The 24,713-nt window shown below is 65.4% G+C and carries 22 protein-coding genes; 6 read left to right on the top strand and 16 right to left on the bottom strand.

Annotated features, from left to right (window positions below; genetic code table 11):
- Positions 1-59: 59 nt before the first annotated feature.
- From BLR41_RS05480 to BLR41_RS05495, 4 genes are all read right to left on the bottom strand, one after another.
- Positions 60-1,226 carry a cytochrome P450 gene (locus tag BLR41_RS05480; RefSeq protein WP_218119931.1) on the bottom strand — a complete coding sequence of 389 codons (1,167 nt, stop codon included), beginning with the start codon at positions 1,224-1,226 and terminating at the stop codon, positions 60-62.
- A gap of 347 nt (positions 1,227-1,573) precedes the next feature.
- Positions 1,574-3,070, bottom strand: coding sequence for a SulP family inorganic anion transporter (locus BLR41_RS05485; RefSeq protein ID WP_092626913.1), 1,497 nt, complete (start codon positions 3,068-3,070; stop codon positions 1,574-1,576).
- Positions 3,071-3,548: 478 nt separating this feature from the next.
- Positions 3,549-4,061 carry an O-acetyl-ADP-ribose deacetylase gene (locus BLR41_RS05490; protein ID WP_092627194.1) on the bottom strand — a complete coding sequence of 171 codons (513 nt, stop codon included), beginning with the start codon at positions 4,059-4,061 and terminating at the stop codon, positions 3,549-3,551.
- 59 nt (positions 4,062-4,120) lie between these two features.
- Complete coding sequence (locus tag BLR41_RS05495; protein WP_218119932.1) at positions 4,121-4,837, bottom strand: sulfite exporter TauE/SafE family protein; 717 nt, start codon at positions 4,835-4,837, stop codon at positions 4,121-4,123.
- Positions 4,838-5,511: 674 nt separating this feature from the next.
- Between BLR41_RS05495 and BLR41_RS05500 the strand changes: the two genes are divergently transcribed.
- Positions 5,512-6,399 (top strand): mycobacterial-type methylenetetrahydrofolate reductase, encoded by an 888-nt coding sequence (locus BLR41_RS05500; RefSeq protein ID WP_092626914.1) that lies wholly within the window; start codon positions 5,512-5,514, stop codon positions 6,397-6,399.
- 112 nt (positions 6,400-6,511) lie between these two features.
- Here BLR41_RS05500 and BLR41_RS05505 read toward each other — a convergent pair whose 3' ends face one another.
- Both BLR41_RS05505 and BLR41_RS05510 read right to left on the bottom strand, forming a co-directional pair.
- Positions 6,512-7,246: a formate/nitrite transporter family protein gene (locus tag BLR41_RS05505; RefSeq protein WP_092627196.1), complete on the bottom strand. Its 735-nt coding sequence runs from the start codon at positions 7,244-7,246 to the stop codon at positions 6,512-6,514.
- 455 nt (positions 7,247-7,701) lie between these two features.
- Entirely contained in the window at positions 7,702-7,938 is a 237-nt protein-coding gene (locus BLR41_RS05510) for a hypothetical protein (RefSeq protein ID WP_092626915.1), read from the bottom strand.
- 317 nt (positions 7,939-8,255) lie between these two features.
- On the opposite strand from BLR41_RS05510, the gene BLR41_RS05515 reads away from it, so the two are divergent.
- Positions 8,256-9,686 (top strand): FAD-binding oxidoreductase, encoded by a 1,431-nt coding sequence (locus tag BLR41_RS05515; protein ID WP_092626916.1) that lies wholly within the window; start codon positions 8,256-8,258, stop codon positions 9,684-9,686.
- Between the two features lie 141 nt (positions 9,687-9,827).
- Here BLR41_RS05515 and BLR41_RS05520 read toward each other — a convergent pair whose 3' ends face one another.
- Complete coding sequence (locus BLR41_RS05520) at positions 9,828-11,447, bottom strand: ATP-binding cassette domain-containing protein (protein ID WP_092626917.1); 1,620 nt, start codon at positions 11,445-11,447, stop codon at positions 9,828-9,830.
- A gap of 647 nt (positions 11,448-12,094) precedes the next feature.
- Here BLR41_RS05520 and BLR41_RS05525 point away from each other — a divergent pair.
- The 3 genes from BLR41_RS05525 to BLR41_RS05535 all read left to right on the top strand — a co-directional run bounded on the left by BLR41_RS05525 (position 12,095) and on the right by BLR41_RS05535 (position 14,091).
- Positions 12,095-12,385 (top strand): nucleotide disphospho-sugar-binding domain-containing protein, encoded by a 291-nt coding sequence (locus tag BLR41_RS05525; protein ID WP_143013005.1) that lies wholly within the window; start codon positions 12,095-12,097, stop codon positions 12,383-12,385.
- Between the two features lie 272 nt (positions 12,386-12,657).
- The gene (locus BLR41_RS05530; protein WP_092626919.1) at positions 12,658-13,344 is read left to right on the top strand and encodes a TetR/AcrR family transcriptional regulator; all 687 of its coding nucleotides are present in this window, start codon (positions 12,658-12,660) and stop codon (positions 13,342-13,344) included.
- Positions 13,345-13,428: 84 nt separating this feature from the next.
- The gene (locus BLR41_RS05535; RefSeq protein ID WP_092627197.1) at positions 13,429-14,091 is read left to right on the top strand and encodes a ScbR family autoregulator-binding transcription factor; all 663 of its coding nucleotides are present in this window, start codon (positions 13,429-13,431) and stop codon (positions 14,089-14,091) included.
- 37 nt (positions 14,092-14,128) lie between these two features.
- On the opposite strand, the gene BLR41_RS05540 is transcribed toward BLR41_RS05535, so the two are convergent.
- Positions 14,129-15,157: an MDR family NADP-dependent oxidoreductase gene (locus tag BLR41_RS05540; protein WP_245693919.1), complete on the bottom strand. Its 1,029-nt coding sequence runs from the start codon at positions 15,155-15,157 to the stop codon at positions 14,129-14,131.
- Between the two features lie 174 nt (positions 15,158-15,331).
- Here BLR41_RS05540 and BLR41_RS05545 point away from each other — a divergent pair, with 174 nt between their 5' ends.
- Positions 15,332-16,288: a ScbA/BarX family gamma-butyrolactone biosynthesis protein gene (locus BLR41_RS05545; RefSeq protein ID WP_092626921.1), complete on the top strand. Its 957-nt coding sequence runs from the start codon at positions 15,332-15,334 to the stop codon at positions 16,286-16,288.
- A gap of 271 nt (positions 16,289-16,559) precedes the next feature.
- Here BLR41_RS05545 and BLR41_RS05550 read toward each other — a convergent pair whose 3' ends face one another.
- Genes BLR41_RS05550 through BLR41_RS05585 form a run of 8 tightly spaced genes read right to left on the bottom strand, consistent with a single transcriptional unit; the run spans position 16,560 to position 24,680 of the window.
- On the bottom strand, positions 16,560-17,570 hold the full coding sequence (locus BLR41_RS05550) for a sugar phosphate isomerase/epimerase family protein (protein WP_092627198.1): 1,011 nt from the start codon (positions 17,568-17,570) through the stop codon (positions 16,560-16,562).
- Positions 17,571-17,594: 24 nt separating this feature from the next.
- The gene (locus tag BLR41_RS05555) at positions 17,595-19,007 is read right to left on the bottom strand and encodes an alkaline phosphatase family protein (RefSeq protein ID WP_092626922.1); all 1,413 of its coding nucleotides are present in this window, start codon (positions 19,005-19,007) and stop codon (positions 17,595-17,597) included.
- Positions 19,004-20,167, bottom strand: a complete 1,164-nt coding sequence (eboE, locus tag BLR41_RS05560; RefSeq protein WP_092626923.1) for a metabolite traffic protein EboE — start codon at positions 20,165-20,167, stop codon at positions 19,004-19,006. Before eboE ends, BLR41_RS05555 begins: the two co-directional genes overlap by 4 nt.
- Positions 20,168-20,169: 2 nt before the next feature.
- Entirely contained in the window at positions 20,170-21,030 is an 861-nt protein-coding gene (locus BLR41_RS05565; RefSeq protein WP_092626924.1) for a TatD family hydrolase, read from the bottom strand.
- Positions 21,030-21,707 carry an EboA domain-containing protein gene (locus BLR41_RS05570; protein WP_176797836.1) on the bottom strand — a complete coding sequence of 226 codons (678 nt, stop codon included), beginning with the start codon at positions 21,705-21,707 and terminating at the stop codon, positions 21,030-21,032. The genes BLR41_RS05565 and BLR41_RS05570 overlap by 1 nt, the downstream gene beginning before the upstream one ends.
- Positions 21,704-22,573 (bottom strand): TIM barrel protein, encoded by an 870-nt coding sequence (locus BLR41_RS05575; protein ID WP_092627199.1) that lies wholly within the window; start codon positions 22,571-22,573, stop codon positions 21,704-21,706. The genes BLR41_RS05570 and BLR41_RS05575 overlap by 4 nt, the downstream gene beginning before the upstream one ends.
- Before the next feature lie 35 nt (positions 22,574-22,608).
- A complete protein-coding gene (locus BLR41_RS05580; RefSeq protein ID WP_176797837.1) occupies positions 22,609-23,499 on the bottom strand; it encodes an SCO3242 family prenyltransferase in 891 nt (296 codons plus the stop codon).
- Positions 23,496-24,680: an inositol-3-phosphate synthase gene (locus BLR41_RS05585; RefSeq protein WP_092626926.1), complete on the bottom strand. Its 1,185-nt coding sequence runs from the start codon at positions 24,678-24,680 to the stop codon at positions 23,496-23,498. The genes BLR41_RS05580 and BLR41_RS05585 overlap by 4 nt, the downstream gene beginning before the upstream one ends.
- Between the last annotated feature and the right edge of the window lie 33 nt (positions 24,681-24,713).

The following is a 24,713-nucleotide window of genomic DNA, read 5'->3' on the forward strand; positions in this document are numbered from 1 at the left end:
GCGGTGGCTGCTTCATTCGTTCCGGCACGCCCGTGACCCGGTCTCGGCCCGAAGTGGGATCAGGTCGTTGGCCACCGTACGGGGAGAGTCCGCAGGGAACGGATGAAACTACCCGTGTTCCACTTCGGGGACGTCCCGTCCAAGGCGGTCTCCAGGCGGGGGAAGTGGCGCACCAGCCCCTCCAGGGCCACCTCCAGTTCGATCTTGGCCAGTTGCGCCCCCAGACAGCGGTGCACTCCGCTGCCGAAGGCCAGGTGGTGGTTGTCCACACGTTCGATGTCCAGAGTGTCCGGAGCGTCGAACATTTCGCCGTCCCGGTTCGCCGAGGTGATCGCCACCAGTACCGTCTCGCCCGCGCCGACGGTCACCCCGTTGATGGTGACCTCCTCGCGCGCCACCCGTGGGAAGGTGACGTCGAAACCGAACAACGGCACGTAGCGCAGCAGTTCCTCCACCGCTTTGGGTATCGACTCGCTGTCCGCGCACAGTCGCCGCCACTGTTCCGGACAGTCACGTAGCAGCACGAGAACGGAATTGGCGATCTGGTTCTTGGTCGTCTCGTGACCGGCGGTAAGCAGCGTTATTCCGAACTGCACCAGTTCCCGCTCACTCAACTTCTCGTCCTCGTCCCGAGCCGACACCAGTACGCTGAGTAAATCGTCGGTGGGGTTTCTGCGTTTTTCGTGCACCAGACCGGCTATGTAGTCCTCCAGGTTTCGCCAGCCGGCTTTTACCTCCTCGAGGGGGGTGCCGGTTACACTGGCTATCTTCTCGGTCCACTCGCGGAACAGTGGTTGGTCCCTCTCGGGGACACCGAGGATGTGGCATATTACTCTGATCGGCAACGGAGCGGTGAAATTCTCGATCAGATCCGCGGAGGCGCCGTGGTTCCGGGCCAACCGCTCCAGGAGCTCCTCCGAGGTCCGCCGCACGTACGGCCGCAGCTCTTCGATCCGGCGGACCGTGAACGCCTTGGCCACCAGCTTGCGGAGGCGGGTGTGTTCCGGGGGGTCGGAAGCCAGCAGGGAACCGGGCTGCGGCGCGAACGTGCCGAGGCGTGGGACTCCCTCGTCGATACTGTGGGCCAGGCTGAAACGGTTGTCGGTGAGGACGAATCGTACGTCCTCGTTCCGCGTGACCAGCCACACCGGTGCGCCGGAGAGCGCGACCCTGCTCACCGGATTCTCGACTCGCAGTCGGGTGTAGACGTCGACGACGTTGCTCACCGACGAATCGTCGAACGGAAAGGCCGGTATTTCTGTTCGCGCTGACTGCACGGCTTCCTCCCGGCAGGACCGCCTCGGTGGGGCATTCGCCCCCACTCGGAAATAGCTGATTTCCCGAGTGGGAATTGTTTTCAGCCTATTGCCGGGGTTCGAGGCGGTACAACATCCGGCTGCTGGGATTTTCGGGTGAGTTTGTGTCTCGGAGCGTTGCGGGAGCAAGCACCGCGAGCGAGCTGAGGCCGGCTGCGAGCCGGGAACGGTCCGGAGGAAGTCGGCGGTCCGTGGCGATCTCACAGCGGAAGGCGCTGCCACCGGGTCCGGTTACGCCGCGGACCGCCGTGGCCTGCTCAGTGCTCACCACCCAGCCTGCCCGCCAGCGCGGCGTGCCGCTGCTTGCTGGATTCGTTCATGCCGGTGATCGATACCGAGCTGCCGCGTTGCCGGTACTTCGTTTCGATCGCGTCGAGCGCGGCCACGGTGGAGGCGTCCCAGATGTTGGCCCCGGAGAGGTCGATGATCACGTTTTCGGGGTCATCCGCGTAGTCGAACTGGAACACCAGATCGTTGCTGGAGGCGAAGAACAGCTGTCCGGTGACCCGGTAGATCTTGGTACCGCCATCCGGATCGAGCACGCTGTCGATGTTGACCAGGTGCGCCACGCGCCGTGCGAACAACACCGTGGCCACCACGACGCCCACCACGACGCCGATCGCGAGATTGTGGGTGGCGACCGTAACGACCACGGTCGCCAGCATCACGGCCGTCTCGCTCTTGGGCATCATGCGCAGCGTTCTCGGATGAACGCTGTGCCAGTCGAACGTGCCCACCGAAACCATGATCATGACCCCGACCAGAGCCGCCATGGGGATCATGGCCACCACCGAGCCCAGTGCCACGACCAGAATCAGCAGGAAAACCCCGGCCAGGAAGGTGGACAATCGGGTCCTCGCGCCGCTGGATCTCACGTTGATCATGGTTTGACCGATCATCGCGCAGCCACCCATGCCACCGAAGAAACCGGTGACGATGTTGGCGATCCCCTGGCCCCAGGACTCGCGGGTCTTGTCCGAGTGCTCGTCGGTGATGTCGTCGACCAGTTTGGCGGTCATCAACGACTCCATCAGTCCGACCAGAGCCATGGCGATCGCGTACGGTGCGATGATTCGCAGTGTTTCGAGCGTGGGAGGCACCGAAGGCAAGCCCGGCACGGGCAGACTGCTGGGAAGTTCGCCCTGGTCGCCGACGGTGGGTACCGCGATCCCCGCCGCCACGGTGAACACGGTCAGCGCCACGATGGCCACAAGCGGAGCGGGAATCGCGGTGGTCAGCCGCGGCAGCCCGACCATGACTGCCAGTCCCACCGCCACCAGAGCGTAAACGCTCCAGGGCACATCGGTCAGGTACGGCAACTGCGCGGTGAAGATCAGGATCGCCAACGCGTTGACGAAACCGACCATCACGCTTCGGGGCAGGAACCGCATCAGCCGCGCCACTCCGAGCATCCCCAGCAAGGCCTGCAACACGCCGCCCAGGAGCACGGTGGCCACCAGGTAATCCACTCCGTACTGCCGTGCCACCGGTGCCAACACCAGTGCGATAGCCCCGGTCGCCGCCGAGATCATGGCACGCCGTCCGCCCGTCAGCGAGATCGTCACCGCCATGGTGAAGGAGGCGAACAGCCCGATCCGGGGATCGACCCCGGCGATGATGGAGAACGAGATGGCCTCCGGAATCAGCGCCAACGCCACCACGAGACCGGCCAACACCTCGGTCCGCAGCACACGTGGGGACAACCAGTCCGGGCGAGACATCCGGTCACGTAACACGGCAGGAAACGACATCATCTTCTTTCGTACGAGGAGAATCGTGGATGGAATACCGATCGAAGCGGAGCCACAACTGTGGGGCTCACGCGATCACCACGAACCCTACCGTTACGTAATGGCAAAGATGGACGGAGTGTGACATATATCGGTGTGTGATCCACGCCGAAACCCTCGTCAGCGGGGTATCCGAAGATTTCCCGACGAACTAGCGTTGCGTCGACAGGACGTTCCGACGAACGCTCCGTCCCCGCCCGGGAGGAAAACTCGTTCGCAGGAGGACTCGCTACCTCCGCGGCCCGGGGTGCAGACTCCGCGCCGGAGCCCGGCCGTGCAGGGTGTCCGGATCCGAAGCCACTGGCGCACCGCCCCCGCCGGCTCGGCACGGCAACCCGGAGCGCGGCGGGCGTGCTCGGAACGCGCCAACGCGTGCGGCGGTTCGTCGTTGGGCGGGCCCAGAGATGGGATTCCCGGCTACGGGTGGCCCACGTCTTGTGGGTCAGCGCTGGCCGAGCTCGGCTGCGAAGGCCCGGTAGGTCCGCTCATCGAAAAGTACGAACCGCACCAGTTCCACACCGGTCTCGGCCTCGCGCACGGCGCGGGCCGCCACGCCTGCCGCCTCGTCCACCGGGTAGCTGTACACACCCGTGGATACGGCTGGGAAGGCAACGCTGGTGGCGGGCAGCGAATCGGCGACCCGCAACGATTCCCGATAACACGAAGCCAGCAGGTCCGAGCGGCCCCGCGAGGCCGAGTAGGTCGGGCCGACGGTGTGTATCACCCATCGTGCGGGAAGTTCGCCAGCCGTGGTGGCCACGGCCTGCCCCACTGACAGCCCCTCGGTGTACTCGGAGGCACGCAGCTGCTTACAGGCCTCCAGTATCTCGCTGCCGCCGCGCCGATGGATCGCACCGTCCACACCGCCTCCGCCCAGGAGTGAGGAGTTGGCCGCGTTGACCACGGCATCCACCCGCTGTTCGGTGATATCGCCCTGTATCGCCGTGATGTGCATGGTCGTATTCTCGGGCTCGTGCCGGCCGTGTTCCACCAGCGGCGTGTTCGACGGGCTGCTCAGAGCAGCGCCTTGCCGAGCAGCACGGCCGCGCTCAGACTCGCCACCGCGAGCAACACCGGACGCGTACGCCCGTTGTCGAGTACGCGGCGCAGGGGGCTCGAGAGCACGAATCCCAGCAGCGCGAACGGGAACAGCACCCCGGCCGCCAGTAGCTGCTCACCGTGTACCTGCCCGGAGACGACCAGTGCGACCAGGGACAGCACCGAGCCCAGCGCGAAGTAGGCGCTGAGCGTGGTGCGTACCGTGGGGCCCGCGTTGTGCTGGTACACCAGTGCGATCGGTGGGCCGCCGATGGCTGCGGCGGTTCCGAACACGCCACTGAACATTCCGGCGGTGAAGAGTGTTCCCGGCACCGGCTTGGGATGCCACGAGACCAGGGACAGCACTACGGAGACCAGCACCACCAGGCCGATCAGTACCGCCAGCCAACGATTCGGCAGCAGCGCCAGCGCGGTGACCCCGAGTACGGTTCCGGGCACTCTACCGAGCAGCCCCCACCGGACCCCGCGCCAGTCGGCCCGGCCCCTTTCGCGGAGCAGGGGGAGGATCGCGAACGCGGAGGCGGTCAGCAACAACGGAACCGGCACCAGCGCGGGGTGGGCGATGGCCAGCAGGGGCGCTGCGATCAGGTTCATGCCGAAGCCCACCGCTCCCTGCAGGACCGCTCCGCCCAGCACGATCGTCCCCGCCAGTAGCAGCATCCAGATGCTCAAGTGTTCCCTCGATCGTCTCGGGCAGGCTCGGTGCACCGAGTCAACCCCCACCGTGGGAGGGGTACGAGTGCGGGGACCCTTCGATGTGTTCGACTTCATAGTCCATTGCCGAAAGCGGTTGTCGGTTCCGTTTCCGGGGTGCTCGCGGTTGACCTCGGCGGTGGTTCTGTGGACCCGTCCGGCCCTGTTTCCCCTTGCGAAGTGGCGAATCGGACACCGAGGCCGTTTCGTGTCCCCCGTCCGATTCGGGAATCCCGCCGAGACGGGGGTGAACTCGGCCGCGAGGTGGCTTTCGCTCGGGGAAATGCCAGTTCACGTGCCTGATCGTCGATGGGGTCCGTGCGGTTTCGGGGGCTCGCCGTCCGCTCACCCGGCACGCCGAGTGTCGTGGTCGATGCGACAGATGTCACCGGGATGGCGCAACCCCGGTGGTAGCCGACTTCTCCTATGCCTGCTGACCTGCTATTTCGCTGAATAAGTCCGTCACCGGAAGACCCTCCGTTACTCCGTTCGGAGTAACGGTACTACTCTGTTCGGAGGTATTTACCGATGATTGACGGCCGTACGTTGTTCGCTCGTGGCACGAATCGTGCTCGCGGTGGTGCGGGCTTGCCGCCATCGGCAGGCGCGATCCGCCGTGACCGACGTCGACAGAAGGAAAACCTGAGGCCGACATGGAAACGATCGCACTCGAACTGGTGCCGCCCGATCAGGACGGCGGTGTGGAGAGCGCAGTTGAGGAAGGCCGCAAGGTGGCCGAGAGCTGCCGCACGTCCGGGCTCGGGGACCGCATCCAGCACCTGATGATCCCCGGTTTGATCGCCGAGGACGACGATCGTCCGGTCGAGATCAAGCAGAAGATGGACACGCTCGATTTCTGGCACGCCGTTCGTCCCGAGATCGGCGATGTGAAGGGGCTGTGTACCCAGGTCACGGCATTCCACGACAAGCAGCAGCTGACCGACCGTATCGGTGACCTTCGCAGCGCCGGTATGGAAGGCATCGCCTTCGTCGGTGTGCCGCGCAACATGAGCGATGGTGAGGGGCCGGGGATGGCTCCTACCGATGCGTTGGCCGAGTTCAAGGGAACCGTCCCCAACCGGGGTGTCATTCTCATTCCCACCCGTGAGGGGGAGCACGGCCGGTTCAACTTCAAGTGTGAACGGGGCGCCACCTACGGCATGACCCAGCTGCTGTACTCGGATGCCATCGTCGGCTTCCTCAAGGAGTTCGCACAGCAGACACCGCACCGTCCGGAGATCCTGCTCTCGTTCGGTTTCGTGCCGGGTGCCGAGAGCAACGCCAAGCTCATCGACTGGCTCATCCAGGATCCGGGCAATCCGGTCGTGGAGCAGGAGCAGGAGTTCGTCGCCAGACTGGCGGAGAAGTCCTTCGAGGAACGCAAGCGTCAACTCGTGGATCTGTACAAGCGGGTCGTGGACGGGGTGCGTGACCTCGGTTTCCCGCTGAGCATTCACCTGGAGGCGCCCTACGGCAACTCCAAGCCCGCTTTCGAGACCTTCGCGGAGATGCTGGATTACTGGTCGCCCCGCCAGAGCTGACGGAGCGGATGCGGGCGGCGAAACCGCTGGTCGTTTCGCCGCCCGCATGTGCTTTCCGGCCGCCGGTTCGGAAAACGTTCACTCCGACGGCCGGCCTCACCATAGGGGCCCGCTATGTCTGTCGCCACTCCCGGATACGCGCATAGCCCCGGATCAGTCGCAGCGCCGTTGTGATTCCGACTCCACCGATGATGTTGCCCAGCAGGGCCCAGCTGAACCAGGTGATCCATTCCAGGTAACCGTAATCGGCCCCGGCGTGGATTCCGCCGAATATCAGCAGCGAATCCAGTATCGAGTGGTGCATACCTGTTCCGACGATCAGAAATCCGGTGACGGCGCTGGCGGTGAGCTTCGCCATGTCGTTGTCGGTGCCGTTGTGCATCCTGGTCATCAGCGTGATCGCACTACCGGCCAGCACCGCCAGGCACAGATTCTGCGGTGACAGTGGGGCGGTGGCGAACTTGCCACCCATCTCCACGGCCGTGGTGTGCAGGCCGGGAAACGCGGTGATCACCACGAACATCAGCGCCCACCCGCCGAGCAGATTGCCGATCAGGGTGCCGCCCCAGAAGCGTGCCAGTCGTCGCCAGGTGGCCTGGCGAGCCGCCACCACCACGATGGGTACGAGAAAGCCCTCGGTGAACAGCTCGGCGTGCCCGAGCAGTAGCGCGATCAGGGCAATCGAGAACGCCACGCCCGCCAGCAGCGGACTCCCGGTGGTCTGGTACACGGTCAGCAGAGCGAGCACGCCCAGTGCCACTTCCACACCGGCGACCAGAGCGGTCGCCAACAATTGCGGCCACGTTCGGTAGAGACGGGGACGCCCCTTCTCGATGATCCGATCGATGGCACGGTCAACCTCGTTCTCGCGCGGTCGTTGTCGAGTTTCCGGCGCGTGGGGGGTGACTACGTGACTAGGCTGCTCAATCTGCTTGGTAACCACGACCTACCTGTGTTCGTATTCGAAGGTGTAAGGGCCAATTTCCGGGTGTATCGGCCTCGGCCGCCGCGCGTTCCCGAACGCATGTGTTGTCCGCCAGCGGAAGAGATGCTTGCTGTCAGGGAAAGAAGTCCGTTGTTCGAGCCGCGGCCCGCAAGTGTCGCAAAGCCGATATTCCGGGCGTAACCCCGGTGGGAAAACCCCTGCCGTGGGGTGGTGTTAGGGAGCGTGACCACGGGCGGCTCCGTCCGGGCCGGTGTTGTTTCCCCCGGTCGAACGGAGCCGGTGGCCGCCGAGCTGGTACGGCCCCGCGGCTTCGGGCCCGCGAACGAGTGCTGCCGTGGCCGAGGGGTGCTCCGGAATCAGTCGTTCGGTTTGGTGCGGCGGCTTTCCGGACTCTCGTCCGGTGAGTTCTCCGTCATCCGTTCGGTGCGGCGCAACCACACTACGCCGCCGAACTGTACCGCCATCGCCGCGGCGATCAGCCCCACCGCGACAGCCGCGAAGGGTGACCAGCCGAGGACGGCGAACAGCACCAGCCCGGCGACCAGGAACACTCCGGTACGCACGAGCACGAAGGTCAACCTTCGGGAATTCATCGAACCTCGCTCGGACGATGGTTGCACTCGCGAGTGCGCAGCATACGTCAGGGCCGGGCCCGTGCGGAGTCCGCCCAACGCGGCGCTACGCCGACTCGCATGCCTTACCCGGGCGGGTGAGCGGGCCGTTCCGAGACGCGTTCCAAGTGTCATTCGTCCGTATCGAGCGTACCTGCGGTGAGCGCAAACTGGCCACGGCAGGACGCGGCGCACGCGCGCAGCGGGCCCGGAGTACGACCGGATCGAAGCCCCCGGGCGGCCGTAGCTTCGTGCGGGAAGCCGTGGAAATTGATTCGCCGGGATCGTCGGAGAAGATCATGCCCACACAACTGCGAACACTCACGCCGGAGCCGACCACCCTCTCGGACGAGACGTTGCGTGATTTCCGAGCCGAGTTCCGGGGGTCGGTGATCGGCCCCCTGGACAGTGAGTACGAGCAGGCCTGCGTGGTGCAGAACGGCGCGTTTCGTGGCAGGCCCGGTCTCGTGCTCCGCTGTCACGGCACGGCCGACGTCGTCGACGCCGTAGAGCTGGCGCGCAGGAGTCGGCTGTTGGTCACGGTTCGGGGAGGGGGACACAGCGTGGCCGGTCACAGCAGTTGTGAGGGAGGTCTGCTGATCGACCTCTCCGGGATGCGTGCCGTGACGGTGGACCCACAGCGCGGAGTGGTACGAGCTCAGGGCGGCGCCACCTGGGGCGATGTCGATCGGGAATCGCAGCTGTTCGGGCTGGCGGTGCCCGGGGGAATCGTGTCCACCACCGGGGTGGGAGGGCTCACTCTCGGAGGCGGAATAGGTTGGCTGCACCGTGCCTACGGCCTCGCCTGCGACAATCTCCGAGCGGTCGAGCTCGTCACCGCCGACGGTCGGGTGGTGCACGCCGACGACGAGCATTACCCCGAGCTGATGTGGGGTCTGCGCGGGGGCGGGGGCAATTTCGGGATCGTCACCGCCTTCGAGTTCGACGCTCACCCGCTGGGACCCACGGTGATGGACTCCACCGTGATCTACGACGCGGACGATGCCGAGACTCTACTCCGGCGATGGCGGGACTGGGCGGACACGGTTCCGGATGAAGTGACTACGAGAGCGCTGTTCTGGACCATGCCCGCCGACCCGACGTTGCCTCCGGAGCTGCACAACAGGGACGTGTTCATCCTCGCGGCGTTGTACGCCGGCGACGTGGCGAGTGGGCAGCGGGTACTCGAGCCGATCGCGCGGTTCGGTACACCGGTGGCGGATCTCAGCGCCCCCACACCGTACCGGCTCGCGCAGTCCTCGTTCGACGTGTTCTTCCCCAGGGGCGAGCTGCTCAGCTACTGGAAGTCGATATACCTCGACGAACTGACCGACGACGCCGTCGAACTGGTGCTGCGCCGTTCACGGCAACGGCCGCATCCGTTGACGATGGTGCACCTGCCGCTGCTCGGTGGTGCCATGAAGCGTGTCGACGCCGCGGCCACCGCATTCGGGGACAGGAAGGCCGGCTACATGCTCAGCGTGGACGGGAACTGGCTCGAGCCCTCGGACAGCGCGCGGGTCACCGAATGGGTGAGGGACACCGTTGCCGAAGCGGCCACGCTGCCCGCGGCGGCGGGAACGTATCTGAACTTCAGTGGTGACACGGAGGTCGACGACGCGGTGCGCCGGGCCGCGTTCGGGACGAATCTGCGTCGGTTGACGCGGCTCAAGACCGAATACGACCCCGACAACCTGTTCCGCTCGAATTCCAACATTCCACCGGAATGAGTGGCCCCTCGGGGAGCCCGTCCGAACTCGATGATGCCCACGGCGGTGGCGGGCGGGAGGTTCCGCCGGGAAGTGCCGTCCGAAGGTCGGCCGACAGGAACCTCCCGCCCCGAACCGGATCCGCGCTCGGTGTCCCCGGAGTCACAGCAGCTCGGGATCCGTCTCCGTCAGCTCGTCCGCCAACCACAACCACTTGGTGATACCGAGATCACGCAGGAACGCCCAGTCGTGACTGGCCACCACCAGCGCGCCCTCGTAGTCGGCGAGCGACTCGGCCAGTTCGCGAGTACTGGTCATGTCGAGGTTGTTGCTCGGTTCGTCCAGCAACAGCAACTGCGGAGCCGGTTGCGCCAGCAGCAGCGCGGCCAGCGCGGCACGGATCCGTTCCCCGCCGGAAAGCGTACGCACCGGTTGCTCCGCACGCTGTTGTTTGAGCAGGAAACGAGCCAGTCGGGCCCGGATCTCGTTGTCCGTCGCTTCGGGAGCCAGTCGGGCGACGTTGGCCGCCGCCGAGAGCGATTCGTCGAGTACCTCGTGGCGCTGGGGCAGGTAGCGCAGTGGCACGCCCACCTCGACAGCACCGCGTGCCACCGGCAACAGTTCGGCCACGGTGTGCAACAGGGTGGATTTGCCCGCGCCGTTCGGTCCGGTCAGCGCCACCCGTTCCGGGCCACGCAGTTCCAGCTCCGGAATCGAGACCCCGTTGCGCAGCTCGGCCTGGCGGACCGAGAGCACTCGACGACCGTTGGGCACGGCGGTAGCCGGGAGATCCACCCGGATGTTCTCCTCCTCTCGCACCTGTTCCCGAGCATCCGCCAGCTGTCGCCGCGCCTGTTCGAGCCGTTGTTCGTGCAGGAGCCGATGCCTACCAGCCGATATCTGCGCGTCCCGTTTGCGCTGCCCCGCCACGATCCGGGGCATGCGGTTCTCGGCAGCGACCCGTTCGCCCCGTGAACGTCGTTTGTCCGATTTCTCACGTGCTTCGACCAGTTCGCGTTTTTGCCGTTTCACGTCGGCCTCGGCCGAGCGCACCGATCGTCCGACCGCTTCCCGCTCCGCGGCCACCGCCGTCTCGTAGTCGGTCAGGTTCCCGTTGTAACTGTGCACGGTCGCCTCACGCAGTTCCACGATTCGATCCATCAGCCCGAGCAACTCACGGTCGTGACTGACCACGACCAGCGCACCCTCGTAGGACCGAACCGCTTCGTACAGCATGTGCCGTGCCTTTCGGTCGAGGTTGTTGGTCGGTTCGTCCAGCAGCAGTACTTCCGGCCGTCGCAACAACAGGGCCGCCAAGTGCAGCAGAACGAGCTCGCCACCGGAGAGTTCCCCGAGCACGCTGTCGAGCCGGAGATGCCCGAGGCCGAATCCGTCCAGCATTCCCAGACAGCGTTCCTCGACGTCCCATTCCTCACCGAGCGCGGTGAAATGCTCCTCCCGCGCTTCCCCGGCCTCGATGGCTCGGAGTGCAGCCAGGCGGGTGGTGACGCCGAGAGCGTCCGCCACACGCGCCGTTTCTTCGAAAGCGAGCCGTTGCGGCAGATAGCCGAGCTCACCGGACGTTCGTACGGTCCCGGATCGGGGGGACAACCCACCGGTGATCAGTTCCAGCAGGGTGGACTTGCCGGTTCCGTTCGAACCGACGACACCGGTTCGTCCCGCTGCCACAGTCCAGTCGAGATCGTGCAGTACTACTGTGCCGTCCGGCCACTCGAAGGAAACGGCGGCGCATCTGACAAAAGTCCGGTCGCGTGTGGACATGGTTCTGCCTCCAGAAAGATTTCGACTCGATCAGCCGGCACTTGGAGACACCGCGTCACCGCACAACGGGACGGCCGGAAAGAAGACTGCAGCTGGATTCGGGATGGCACACGATCCGAGGTCACGTCACTGCGTACCCGAGGGGCACGCGATGTCTCGAGACCTCAGCGGCGCACTTTCCCTCCCCGCGACGGCGGCAGTACCGATGAGATCATACGTCGTTGCCCGCAGGCGGGCAACCCGCTCCGGCACTTCGATCGCCTCGGGTGGGGCGTACGGTCGTGCTTCGAGGGCCGGCCTCCGAGTGTTGCTTCTCCGCTCGAAAACTCCGTTCCCGTGTGAAAAGCCGGCAACAGCGTTCTTCGGCTACTGGTTTCGGCAGGGTGCGCCTCCTGAGCGGCGCACGGGCAGTGTTCTCCGCTGGGACCGTTCGCCGCGGCGGCACGCGAGGCAGAGCACGAAGGGGTTGTGGCCACCGGCGTCGAGCTACGGTCAGCCGTTCACACGGTGGGAGCCGAGTTCGACGTGGCTCTGCTCGTCTCGACAGCCCCCAGCGGGTGTACCGAAACGCTCCGAGAGCTGCCGGACAACGTCACGGTCGGTTCCTGGTTTCCGCAGGACCATCCGATTCCTGGGCCGGATCGGCGGTGCATCACAGTGGTGCGAGGGCTACGCTGCCCGTGTTCGCCGTCGCGGTTCCGCAGTTGCTGTTGCCGCAGGGTGCTGATCAGTTCGAGCACGTCGCGAGCGGCGTAACCGTTGCTGAGGGCCGCAGCACAATGCCCGAGAACGACCGTGGGCAGACGGTGGTCACGGTGGTGGAGGAGCTGCTCGGCGATTCGACCGCGGTGGGGGCGGCACGTTACCTGGCGGCCGAAATGGCCGCGGCGCCGGATTCCGCCGCTGTGGTGGGACGACTTTCCGAGATGCACGGCTGAGAGGAGCGGGGAGCTCGCGGTTCGGTTCGGTGCCGACTCGAAGGCGGAACGAACCTTTGTGATGAAATTCATCGCACGTTTTCGTTCGTTGTCAGTCCGTCCCGTGACCCGTCTGGTGGGTGCGTCCTGCCCGTGCCATGCGACGACACGGAGAGTATTTACATCACCAGGGCCCGTTCGGCCGTTGGTTCTTCCTGTCCGTCGGCAGTACAGTGAAAATATTTAAACCGCTTAGTTGGTTTTATTAGGGACAAGACAGGGAGCATGTCGTGATGGCGAGGAGGCAGGAGCGGGCCGAGCAGACCCGCTCTCGGGTAGTGCACGCCGCTGCCGAAGTGGTCGAACGCGATGGGGTGCGGGACGCGACACTGACTCGCATCGTGGCGGTCGCCGGCGTGTCGAAAGGAGCGCTGTACTTCCATTTCGATACCAAGGAGCAGCTCGCGGACGCCGTTTACGAGGCCGGGATCGCGAGACTCGGGAAAGTGGTGGCCGAGAACTATCGCTGGTACCGCTCGGCGCTGGACACGCTGGCTCTGTTGTCTGGAGCTCTCGTGCGTACCCTCCGCCGTGACGTGGTTGCCCGTGCGATGATCAGACTGGCGCGGGAGACGGATGTCAGTAGCCGGTTGTCGGGTGATCCGCACCACCAGTGGTGGCTACTCGTGTACCGCTTGTTGGTGCGAGCTCGTAACCAGCGCGAGGTGCCCAGCGGTATGGACCTCGAGGCGGGGGCTGGTCTGTTGGTCTCGGCCACGGTGGGACTGGAGATCCTGGCGCGAAACAATCCCGCTTGGTGGAACGAGGGGAGTGTGGAGCGCATCTGGCACATGCTGTTGCATGTGCGCGAGCAGGTGGTCGCGGTCACTGGCTCCTCGGAGGAGGTGCTGTCCGAGTGGCGGCTCCCTTTCGAGACGCACAGTGGTTCAACACTGAAAAGTACCGCCCGGTTGGATTGATATGTTGACCGAAACAGTGAATCCGACGCGCCCCGGTCGTTGACGGGGGGACGTCGGTGGTTCGGCAACATACCGGAGGCGAGCTTGGTTAAGCAGGAACGCGCGGTGCGGACTAGGACCCTGGTGCTGCGGGCCGGGGCCGAGGTGATCGCCGCACGTGGTTACGAAGGGGCGACGATCGCGGAGATACTCGATCACGCCGGGGTCACCAAGGGGGCGATGTATTTCCACTTCCCGTCCAAGCAGGCGTTGGCGGAGGCCGTGATCGAGGAGCAGACCAACATATCGACCGTACCGGTGACGAATTCGCGGCTGCAGGACGCGGTCGATCTCTCGCAGCGCGTCGCCCGGGCGTTGCAGTCCGATCCGCTGTTGCAGGCGGGTACGCGAATCGCCGTGGAAACGGGGTTCGCCGAGGAACCGATCGTTCCGTACCAGCAGTGGACCAGTGTGTTCCGTTCGATTTTCTCCGCGGCCAAGGAGAGCGGGGAAGTGTTGCCCTCCGTCGACCCGGTGGAGACCGCGGAGATGTTCGTCGCCTCCTACTTGGGCGTTCAGCTGTTCTCGCAGGCAGCCACCAACCGCGAGGACGTGTGTGAACGGGTCGCCGCGCTGTGGCGTCATCTGCTGCCCGGAATCGCGACTCCGGGAGTGCTGGCACAAATCGAACCGGACGGTGTCGGTGATCTCAACGACTTCGGTGGTATTCCCCAGCAGCACGAGGCCACCGACATCGCGTCCTCGTGATCCCGCTGTTCCCGAGCGCCTTACTGCGGCGGAGTTCTCAGAGTTCCACCAGTACTGTCCCCATGTGTTCGCCGGCTACGAGTTCACGAAGTGCTTCGGGGGCTCGCTCGAGTCCGTGCAACCTGGTGTGGGGAAAGCTGAAAGACCCCTTGGCCAGACCGTCCACGAACACGCGGGTCCACTCCCGTTCCGCGTCAGGATGATCCCGGAGCGAGACGCCCCGGATTTCCATCCTTCGCCTGATCAGCAGCGCGGAGTCCAAGCGGGTCGGTGTGCTGAGTCCGTCCCCGCCGAGCTGGCCGGACAGTGCTCCCAGTAGCGCCACGCGCGCCCCGGTGTTTGCGTTTTCCACCGCGGCTTCGAGCTGTTCTCCGCCCACGGTGTCGCAGACGATATCCAGACCCTCGGGTGCGACCAGTCGCAGCTGACTCGTGACAGTGCCCTCGTTCCGCATTACGAGTTCGTCGTAACCGAGTTCTCGGCGCAGTCGGTCGGCCTTCTCCGGTGAGCCGGTGCTTCCCACCACTCGTTTCGCGCCGAGGTGTCGCGCGATCTGTCCGGCCAGGGTGCCGAGGCCACCGGCCGCCCCGCTCACGAAGACCGTGTCCCCGCTTCCGACCCGCGCGACCCCGCGCAACGCGGCCCAGGCGGGAGCACCGTGCGAGAGCAGCGCGCCCGGGTCGTGTGCGTCGGCGGGCACGATCAAGTCGATTTCCGTCGCTTCCAGCACTGCGTAGTCGCGCCAGCCCAGTCCGTGCTTCACGAGGACACCGGGCTCGATTTCGCTCGCCGGCCCCGCGGCCACGACCTCGCCGATGGCAGCACCCCACAGTGGACTCCCCCGCCGATAGGAAGGTATCGGGAGTTCCTCGGCGACCATCATGGTGCACATCGCCGCCGTCACCGCCATGAGCCTGTTGCGCACCAGAACTTCGCCGGGGCCGGGGCGAGGCACCGTTGTGGTGATCACTCGGAAGTGTTCCGAGGTGAGCGGCATCCCCGTGGCTTCCCCGAGATGTATTTCCCGGTTCGGTCGCGCGGGCACGAGCGTTGGTTCGGAAGTCACCGCAACACCACCAATCATCGTCGAACCGGCGACTCCGAACGGCGAGCCGGCTGACCGAAGTTTCCCTTCAAGACTACTCACTACACTCTTGAAAAACCGACTAACCGGTCTCTATGCTCGACGAGGGGGATCTCAAACCGCACGGTAGGTATCTTTAATGCTGTGGAGGGCCTTATGACCAGCAGTATCGTCGCCGACACCGTCACCGAAGAGTCCCGTGAGCAACCGACCGTCTCGTTCGAGCAGAGTTTGCCACGTCGCTGGGTCCATCGTGCCGCGAACACCGAGGTTCTGGTTACCAGTTTCGGTGAACGCGGCGAGGGCGATTTCGTGCTGGGGGCACAGTTACCTCGTGCGCACGCCCTTTACGGGCCGGTCGCGGGTGGTCACGATCCTCTCCTGTTCGCGGAGGCGGTGCGGCAGGCAGGGTTGGTCGTGGGACACGTCGGCTTCGGCGTCCCCTACGGGCACCAGTTCATAATGGACACATTGGATTACGAGGTAAAACCGGAAGCGCTTCGTCTTGCCGATACCCCCGCCCAGATCGTACTGGAAATTCACTGCGAAAACATCAAATGGCGTGGTAAGACATTCGCCGGGGCGAATATGCACGTGCACGGATATCGTGACGGCGTGTTCGTCGGAAGGGTCACGCTGCCGTACAGCTGCATATCCCCCGCGGCTTACGCGCGAATTCGGGCGGGCTGTGACGACTTCACCGATACAGCGGATCAGGTGAAACTTCCGGAGCCCGTTCCGCCGTGGCGCGTCGGTCGTGATTGTCCTTCCGATGTGCTGCTGGCGCCGACGCCTCACGAACGTACCTGGTTGCTTCGGGACGGACGCACACATCCGGTGCTATTCGATCACCCGGTCGATCATGTTCCGGGAATGACCGCTCTGGAAGCGGCGCGCCAAGCCGTACGTTTCGAATTTTGTCCGGCCACGGTACTGCCGGTGGGTATGCGAACCCGTTTCCACAATTACATCGAGTTGGGGCGGTCGTGTTTCGTGCGGGTCCACGACGAACCGATCGAGGGGGACACCGTGCGGGTGACTCTGGAACAGGAAGGGCGGGTCGCGGTCGACTCGACCGTACTGGTCCGGCGATTGTCCGACGAAACGCGGTGATGATCGACCGGCAAGGCTCCGCGGCAGAACTCGATCGGACGGTCGGCCATGCCGCCCCTCCTGTCTCGGTCCTGCCTCGTCGCATCGAAGGACACCCCCGTGTCCTTCGATGCGACAGGAAGAACCCACGGGTGCGCTCAGCAGTGGCCGTGTGGCGGAGTTGCCCCGGGAAAGACTTGGCAAACCGCCCATTCGGTTTGCCAAGTCGGTTTTGGGGCAGATGTCACCGGAAGTGATGACCGACAGTGCTCACCGCGCGAAGCCGGAGACCTTACTGCGTTTCGGAACCGAAAGCGGCATCGAAAGACACCGAAGGTGGGGTGAAGTTCAGATTCCGCACGAATTCCAGCGCTTCGGGAGCGCCCCGCAGCCGATCCATGCCCGCGTCCTCCCACTCGATGGAAATCGGCCCGTCGTAGCCGATCGCGTTGAGCGTGCGGAAGCAGTCCTCCCAAGGGACGTGGCCGTGTCCGGTGGACACGAAATCCCAGCCACGCCTGGGGTCGCCCCATGGAAGGTGTGACCCGAGCAAGCCACTGCGGCCGTCATTGGTCCTGACACGAGCTTCCTTGCAGTCGACGTGCAGGATGCGGTCCTGAAAGTCCCACAGAAAAGTCACCGGGTCGAAGCCCTGCCAAACGTAATGCGAGGGGTCGAAGTTCAATCCGAGTGCGGACCGGTGGTCCACCGCTTCGAGGGTGCGAACCGTGGTCCAGTAGTCGTAGGCGATCTCGGTGGGATGGACCTCCAACGCGAACCGGACGCCACACTCGTCGAACACATCGAGAATGGGGTTCCAGCGGTCGGCGAACTCCTGGTAACCACGTTGCACCATCTCGTCGGGAGTCGGTGGGAACATCGCCACCGTGTACCAGATCGGAGAACCGGTGAACCCGACGACTTTGTCCACACCGAACTCGGCCGCCGCCCTTGCCGTGTCCCGCATCCGTTCCGCGGCACGTTGTCGAACGCCTTCGGGGTCCCCGTCCCCCCAGATTTCCGGTGGAAGGATGTTCCGGTGTCGTTCGTCGATCGGATAATCGCAGGTGGCCTGACCGAGCAGGTGGTTCGACAACACCCAGCAGTTCAGACCGTGTTTTTCCAGCACCTCTCGTTTCCGCCGTACGTAGTCCTTTTCCGCGAGTGCCCTGTCCACCTCGAAGTGATCACCCCAGCAGGCGATCTCCAGGCCGTCGTAGCCCCATTCCGAGGCGAGCCGGGCCACCTCCTCGAACGGTAGGTCGGCCCACTGGCCGGTGAACAGTGTGATCGGTCGGGACATGATCATCCTTTCCCGTTGTGGTGTTCAGCTCGTTGCCTGTCGCGGTTCGCGCAGGCCGGAGAGTTCGAGCAACAGTTCCTTGACTTCGGTGGCGTGGTAACTCTCCCGGCCGAAGCGTTCATCGGAGCACAACAGCACCGGTCCATGGGAGGGGCTGTCCGCGAGTCTGCCGTGACTGCCACGAACCGGTGTCGGATCGAGCGGTACCACGTTCATCCGGTACCTCAGTCCCAGTTTCTTGCGGGCCACCGCAGTCGCGGCGCGTAACTTGACCAGCCGGTCCCGGGGATCCATGAACAGTTCAGCCGGGTCGTAGCCGGGTTTGCGGTGGATCTCCACGTGCGTGGCGAAATCCGGTGCCCGGGCGTCGTCCAACCAGTAGTAGTAGGTGAACCACGAATCGGGTTCCGCCATCGCCACGAGGTCACCGGCCCGTTCGTGATCGATGCCGTACCGTTTCTTGCCCGAGGCGTCGAGGACTTCGTCGACGCCGGGCAGCCCACCGACGAGGTCACGTACCCTGGGAATATCATCCGCGTCCCTGACGTATATGTGCGCCGCCTGATGATCCGCGACGGCGAAGGCACGGGAACTCCACGGATCGAGGTACTCCATGCCCGCCTGGGTGTGTACGTGCAGCAGTCGTTCGTGCCGCAGTGCGCGATTGATGTCGATCGGTCGGCTCACCTCGGTCATGCCGTACTCCGACAGGGCCAGTACCGTGACTCCCTGCGCTTCCGCACGAGCCAGCAGCGGGGCCAACGCTCTGTCCACCTCCCGCGCTGCCGCCGCGGCTCGCGGACTGTCCGGACCGTAGCGCTGCAGGTCGTAGTCGAGGTGTGGAATGTAGGCCATCGTCAGGTCCGAGCCGCGGGTGGCCAGTAGGTGACCGGTGGCCTCGGCGATCCAACGGCTGGATTCGATCGAAGCGGTCGGTCCCCAGTAGTTGAACAGCGGAAAGGTTCCGAACTTCCCGGTGAGCTCGTCACGCAGCGCCGTGGGGTAGGTGTAGCAGTCCGGCGACTTGCGTCCGTCCGCGTGGTATACGGGACGAGGCGTTACGGTTTCGTCGACGTCCATCCCCATCGCGTACCACCAGCAGATGTTGCTGACCCGGTAGCCGGGATCCCGCTCGCGTGCCGCCTGCCAAAACTTTTCGCCGCTCACCAGCCCGTTGTACTGGCGCCAGAAGAAGACCTCCCCGATGTCGCGGAAGAACCAGCCGTTACCGACTATGCCGTGGTCACCGGGAGGTCGTCCGGTCAGCAGCGTGGACTGCACCGGACAGGTGACGGCGGGAAACACGGTTTTCAACTCGGCCCGAAAACCGCGCCGCGCTATCCGGTCCAGGTTGGGCATGTGTTCGAGAAGTCGGGGAGTCAACCCCACCACGTCCAGCAGTAGTACCGGCCTGCGCGCGTCGGCTGTGTGATTCATCGACCTTCCTCCGTGAGTCCGAGTGCGAGCAGCCGTCGCCGGGCCCAGTCGAGCTCGGCCGCGATCCCGGCACCGATGCTCGCGGGATGCTCTCCCGAGTCCGGGAGTACGTCCCAGGTGTAGGTCTCCACCTCCACGTGTCGGGTGTGTGCCGTGTGCTCACCGAGCAGCGAGCGGAGTGTCTCGTCGAGCACGTCGTGCGTTCCACGCAACGAGGCCCCCGGGGCGGTGTGCAGCGGAGTGTGGAAGTGGACCCGCCACGGTTGATCTCCAGAGAGTTCGCCTGCCAGTGCCAGGTCCAGGTCATCGGCGGCACGGCGGACCCCGTCACCGCTCTGCTGGGTTTGGTGGAGAAACCTGGGTTCCACGAACGAGTTCAGCTCCGCACGCTGCGCCGGGTCGCGGGGGTTGTCGACCCGCAGCGCGCAGGAAGCCTGCGTTTTGACCACCGGCAGACCTGCTTCGTGCAGCCGCCGCAGTGCTCGATGTGGGTTTTCGAACGCCACGGCCACGTGGCAGGTGTCCAGACAGATCCCGAGGTGCTCGGTGTCCGTTCCGGACAGCGCGCCGACTAGTTGCTCGGTAGTCTCCAACACGCATCCCGGCTCGGGCTCCAACCCGACCCGCACCGAACGTCCCTCCGACGCGGCTGTTCGAGCGAGCCCATCGGCCAGTTCGGTCAGATGCGCCAGGGCTCGGGTGTGGTGGTGTTCCGACCACCACGCGCCCCAGCCCAGCGGTAGCGTGGACACGCTGCCGTCGGTGACGTCTTCGGGCAGCAGCTGGGACAGTAGTTTCGCAAGATCGAGTGTGTAGTCCAACCTGGCGCGCTCGGACCAGTCGGGTCGGTACACCGCGTGTTTGACCACCGATCGCTGGAAGCCCCGATAGGGGAAACCGTTCAGCGTCACCACTTCCAGCCCGCGTGCAGCCAGCTCGGTGCGCAGTCGGGCGAGCGCGGTGTCGTCCTCGACCAACGCGGTGGCCACGTCCCTTGCCAACCACAGGCCGAGGCCGAGCCGTTCGACCTCCAGCCGCTGACGTATCGGTACGGCGTAGCGGTCGAACTGAGCGATTATGCCGTCCAGGTCTTCCGCCGGATGCACGTTGGTGCAGTAGGCCAGGTGTACGGTTGATCCGTCACGATGACGAAAACGCATGATTATCGTTTCCCGCGTTCGATGGAGTTACCCGCGTAAGTGGTGCCGTCACCGTCCCCGAGCGCGGGTGCCTCCGTGCGCAGTCGACCGCTCTGTCCGTAGAAGCCGACCGGATTCGACCAGAAGACAGTGTCGACCGCAGCCGGTTCGAAACCGGCCGCCAGCATCGCGTGCGCGGTTTTGCTCGTTTTCAGCGGATCGCTCTTGCCCCAGTCCGCAGCGGAGTTGACCAGCATCCGTTCCACACCGTATCTGCGCATTATCCGAACCATTCGGTCCTCGTCCATCTTGGTGTCCGGATAGATCGAAAACCCCATCCAGCAGCCCGATTCCGCCACCGCTTCGACGGTCACCTCGTTGAGGTGATCCACGACGACGCGTTCGGCGGCGATGCCGGATTCCCGGATCACGTCGAGACTGCGCCGCGTCCCGGCTTCCTTGTCCCGGTGCGGGGTGTGCACGAGCACCGGCAACTCGTGCTCGGCGGCCAGCTCCAGCTGAGCGGCGAAGACATCGTCCTCCTCGGCGGTCATGGCGTCGTAACCGAGCTCGCCCACCGCCACCACGCCGTCCTTGGCCAGGTAACGGGGAAGTACCTCCAGTACGTCACGGCACCGGGGATCGTTGGCCTCCTTCGGATTGAGACCGATGGTGCAGTGATGCGCGATACCGTACTGCGAGGCCCGGAACGGTTCCCAACCGATCAGACCGTCGAAGTAGTCCACGAAGGTTCCCACCGAGGTGCGGGGCTGCCCCACCCAGAAGGAAGGCTCCACCAGAGCTCTCACCCCTGCCCGGTACATCGCGTCGTAGTCGTTCGTGGTCCGCGAGCTCATGTGAATGTGCGGATCGAAAATGCGCATCACGCCTCCTCGGCGGAGTGGAGTTGTGTCGGGTCCACGACCAGCCACACGTCGTTGGGGATCTCCCGCCCGGCCGCACTGCGCTCCCTGGCGTAGTCGGTGAGCATGCGTGCCAGCTCGGAGTCGGCGCGCTCCGGCAGCCCGAAGACGTCCCGTAGTGGTATTCCGAGGAACACACACTTGAGCACGCCCTGCCGGTAAGCGGGTGCGTCGAGATGCTCGGCACCGAACTCGGCCATCCCCGCCGCGATCAGACCGGTGTCGTTGCTGCGCAACGCGTCCCGTACCAGCGGCAGCACGCTGTCCACCAACTCGGGCTCCTCCCGGAGCACACCCGCACCTCGCAACACACCGCGTTTCTCGGCGGCATCGCCGTACCGGTACAGCGCGCTGATCTCCGTTCCCAGCTCGGCACCTGTCAACGGCAGCGCCGTCAGCAGCAACGCGCGTACCGCGTCCTCGCTGTTCCAGCTCCGTAGCGTTTCGGACTCGACCGCGGCCACATCGTCGACGAGCGGGCCACGACCGCATTTCCTGCCCGCTGCCGGAAAGAGCGTGCCGATCGCACGCATCCCGGTCGCGATGTCCGCCAGCGCCTCGTCCAGCCAGCGCCCCGCGGCCTCGTCGATTCGCTCGTCCAGCGCGGCACGCAGCTCGGCCGGTTTCGGAGCGGTCATGCTGTCACCTCCGTGGCTGCCTGACGCAGAAAACGCAGCGAACGCTGTGCCACCGCGGGCGCGGCGTGGCTGTGGCGGGGTAGTTCCACGGAGACCAGACCGCGGTAGCCCACCTCGCGCAGTGCGGCCATCACCGGTGGGAAATCGATGTCGCCCTCGCCGAACTCCAAGTGTTCGTGCACGCCACGTCGCATGTCGTCGATCTGGACGTTGACCAGGTCCGGGCCGGCACGGCGCACGCACGCCGGCACGTCGACGGGTTCCAGACAGCGGCAGTGCCCGATGTCCAGCGTCACCCCGAACAGCTCGGGGTGGTTCAACTTCGCCGCCAGCTGTTCGAAACCGTCCAGATCCTGGACGAACATGCCGGGCTCCGGTTCGAAACCCAGTCTCACGCCGTACTCGGCAGCGGTGTCGAGAACCTCCGAACACCCCTCTGCCAGCAGCGACCACGCCGTTTCGTCGTCGAGGTGGTCGGGCTTCGTGCCGCTCCAGAACGAGACGACCCCGGCCCGCAGTTGCGCCGCGATGTGTACCGCGCGGTGCAGCAGGTCGAGACGCAGTGCTCGGCCGTGTTCCGACAGCAGCGTCGGATGGTGCTTGTGCCGCGGATCGAGCAGATAACGTGCCCCCGTTTCCACCACCACGTCTAGTTCCAGTCGTTCCAGATCTCGTCTTAACCGGGTGGTGTGTTCGGCCACGTCCGGGTGAAACGGATCGAGGTGGTCGTGATCGAGTGTTACCGCGACTCCGTCATAGCCCTGCTCGGCCAGGAGCTCCAACGAGTCCGTCAGCCGATGATTGCCGAATCCGTTCGTGCCGTAGCCGAAGCGCAGCGTCCGCTCGGTGCCGGAGCGTTTCGGCATCGCCGTCGCGTTGGTGGGGAAGGAACCGAGTTCGCTCATGTCGGTGACACCCGTCCGAAGAGTCGTCGCGCGATCGGGAAAAGCGCCAGGACAGTGGCCGCCCGCTTCGGGGCTCCTCCCACCGCGGTCAGCGCCGCTTGCAGCGGGATCATCCCGAGAATTCCGGCACTGGTGGCTTGTTGTAGTCGTGCCGGGTTCGGCTCGCGGAGAGCTTTCAACTGAGCGGTTCCGGTCGTGCCCGCGTAGACGGCCAGCGCCGTCGACATCGTGGCTCCGGCAAGAGGGCGCCGCGACTCCGGGCCACATCCCGCGGCCATCCGGACCGTTCGCGGGAGAAGCGCTGCGACTATCGTGGTCGTCACCGTCAGCGCGATCCCGGGAACCCGGCGGGAAGCTCCGGTGACCTCGTCACGCCCCACCGTGCTGACGCCGAAGGTGTGCGCACCGATGGCCGCGGCCGCCGGTACCGCGTTGCGGAAACCACCAGGGCCGGCGCCGTGCAGCACGTCGAGGGCGCGGGCGGTAGCCATCGTGGCGGGACCGGCCGGAGTTCGTTTCAATCCCAGGTTGTAGCCCCACACCGTGCCCGCCAGCGGTACGGTGACGCGCAGGGCCCGCCTGCCGCCGGAGAGCGCGGTGAGCGCCGTGGCCAGGCCGGTGAACGAGATCGCCAGGCCCAGCGCGAGTCCGGGCGAAACCCGGCCGGAGGGAATCGGTCTCGCCGGGCGCTCAGCCGCGTCGACCTCCCGGTCGGCGTAGTCGTTGAGCGCCATGCCCGCCCAGTACAGCCAGCACGAGGACAACATCAGCATCGTCGCCTGCCGGGACGAGTGCCCTGCGGCGGCTCCGGCCGATACGTCGCCGGGCACGGACAACGCCGCCGGAGCGCGTACGAGTTCCACCAGTGTCCGAATTCGCACTGTCATCCCTCCTTGAGTCGTTCGACGAAGGAACGCAGCGTTTCGAACTGGGCCACCAACCGATGTTCCTCCGAGGCCACCGGATCCTTGAAGAAGAAACCGAGCTGGGGGAGCGGACCGGAGTGCCCGCGTTCGTGGGCCCGAGCCAGCAGTCTGGCCAGGTCCAGTACGAGAGGTGCGGCCAGAGCCGAGTCGCAGCCCTGCCAGGTGAACTGCATGCTCATGCCGTTGCCGAGAAAGCCCTCGAAGGAGATGTGGTCCCACGCGGTTTTCCATTCGCCGAGGGCGGGGACGTAGTCGATGTGCACGCCTCCCTCGACCGGATGCCCCAGCGACTCGTCGATCGCTCGTTGCTTCGAGGTGGTTTTGCTGGTCACGTTGTTCGGGTCGGCGAGGTTGCGTCCGTCGCCACCGCCGAGCAGGTTGGTGCCGGACCAGGAGCGGACGTGTAACGCACGGCTGGAGAACATCGGCAGCAGCGCGCTTTTGACCAGCGTCTCGCCGGTTTTGCCGTCGCTGCCCGCATAGGGCACCCCGCGTTTCGCGGCCAGTTGATCCAGCGCTGGTAACCGGGCTCCGACGGAGGGTGTGAAATCGGCGTAGGGACAGCCCGCCCGAAGGGCCGCGTAGGCGTAGAGCGCGCTCGGTGGCAGTGGTCCTTCACCGGAGGGATCGGGATGCCGCAGGCAGTTCTCCAGATCTTCGAGGTCGGCGTGTTCCCGCCGGGGCGGTGGGTGCGCTTCGGTGGCGGCCACATTGATCACCACCACGCGGGACAGCGCGTACAGGTCCCGGAAGGAACACAGTTGTTCGGTCAGCCTTTCGGCCGCTTCCAGTTGTTCTTGGGGCGTGTTCGCGGCGCCGATGCCAGGGCGGATCCGGTTGTCCACGGCCGCGAGATCGGTGTGAACCAGCTCGCGTAGTCCGCGCGGTAGCACTCCTCCCGCCTCGAGTTGTTCGGCCCGCTTCGGCAGCGGAGTCTCGGTGATGTCGTGCCCGGCGAACACGAGTCGGTCGAAGCCGGGCATCGCGGGGTCCATGAGTTCCGGTGATTCGGTGACGCAGCCGGTGGGGGGAATCAGCCGGTCACGCAGTGCCGCCGCTCCCGTGATCGCCGTGGTCGCGACCGATCCCCGGGCGCCGATGAGCCAGACCCCGGTACGTTCGTCGCTGTCGGGACTCGTCAAAGGACGGCCCTCCTCGTTCGCCTCGATCCGTTC

Source organism: Actinopolyspora mzabensis, assembly GCF_900101095.1.
Lineage (GTDB): Bacteria > Actinomycetota > Actinomycetes > Mycobacteriales > Pseudonocardiaceae > Actinopolyspora > Actinopolyspora mzabensis.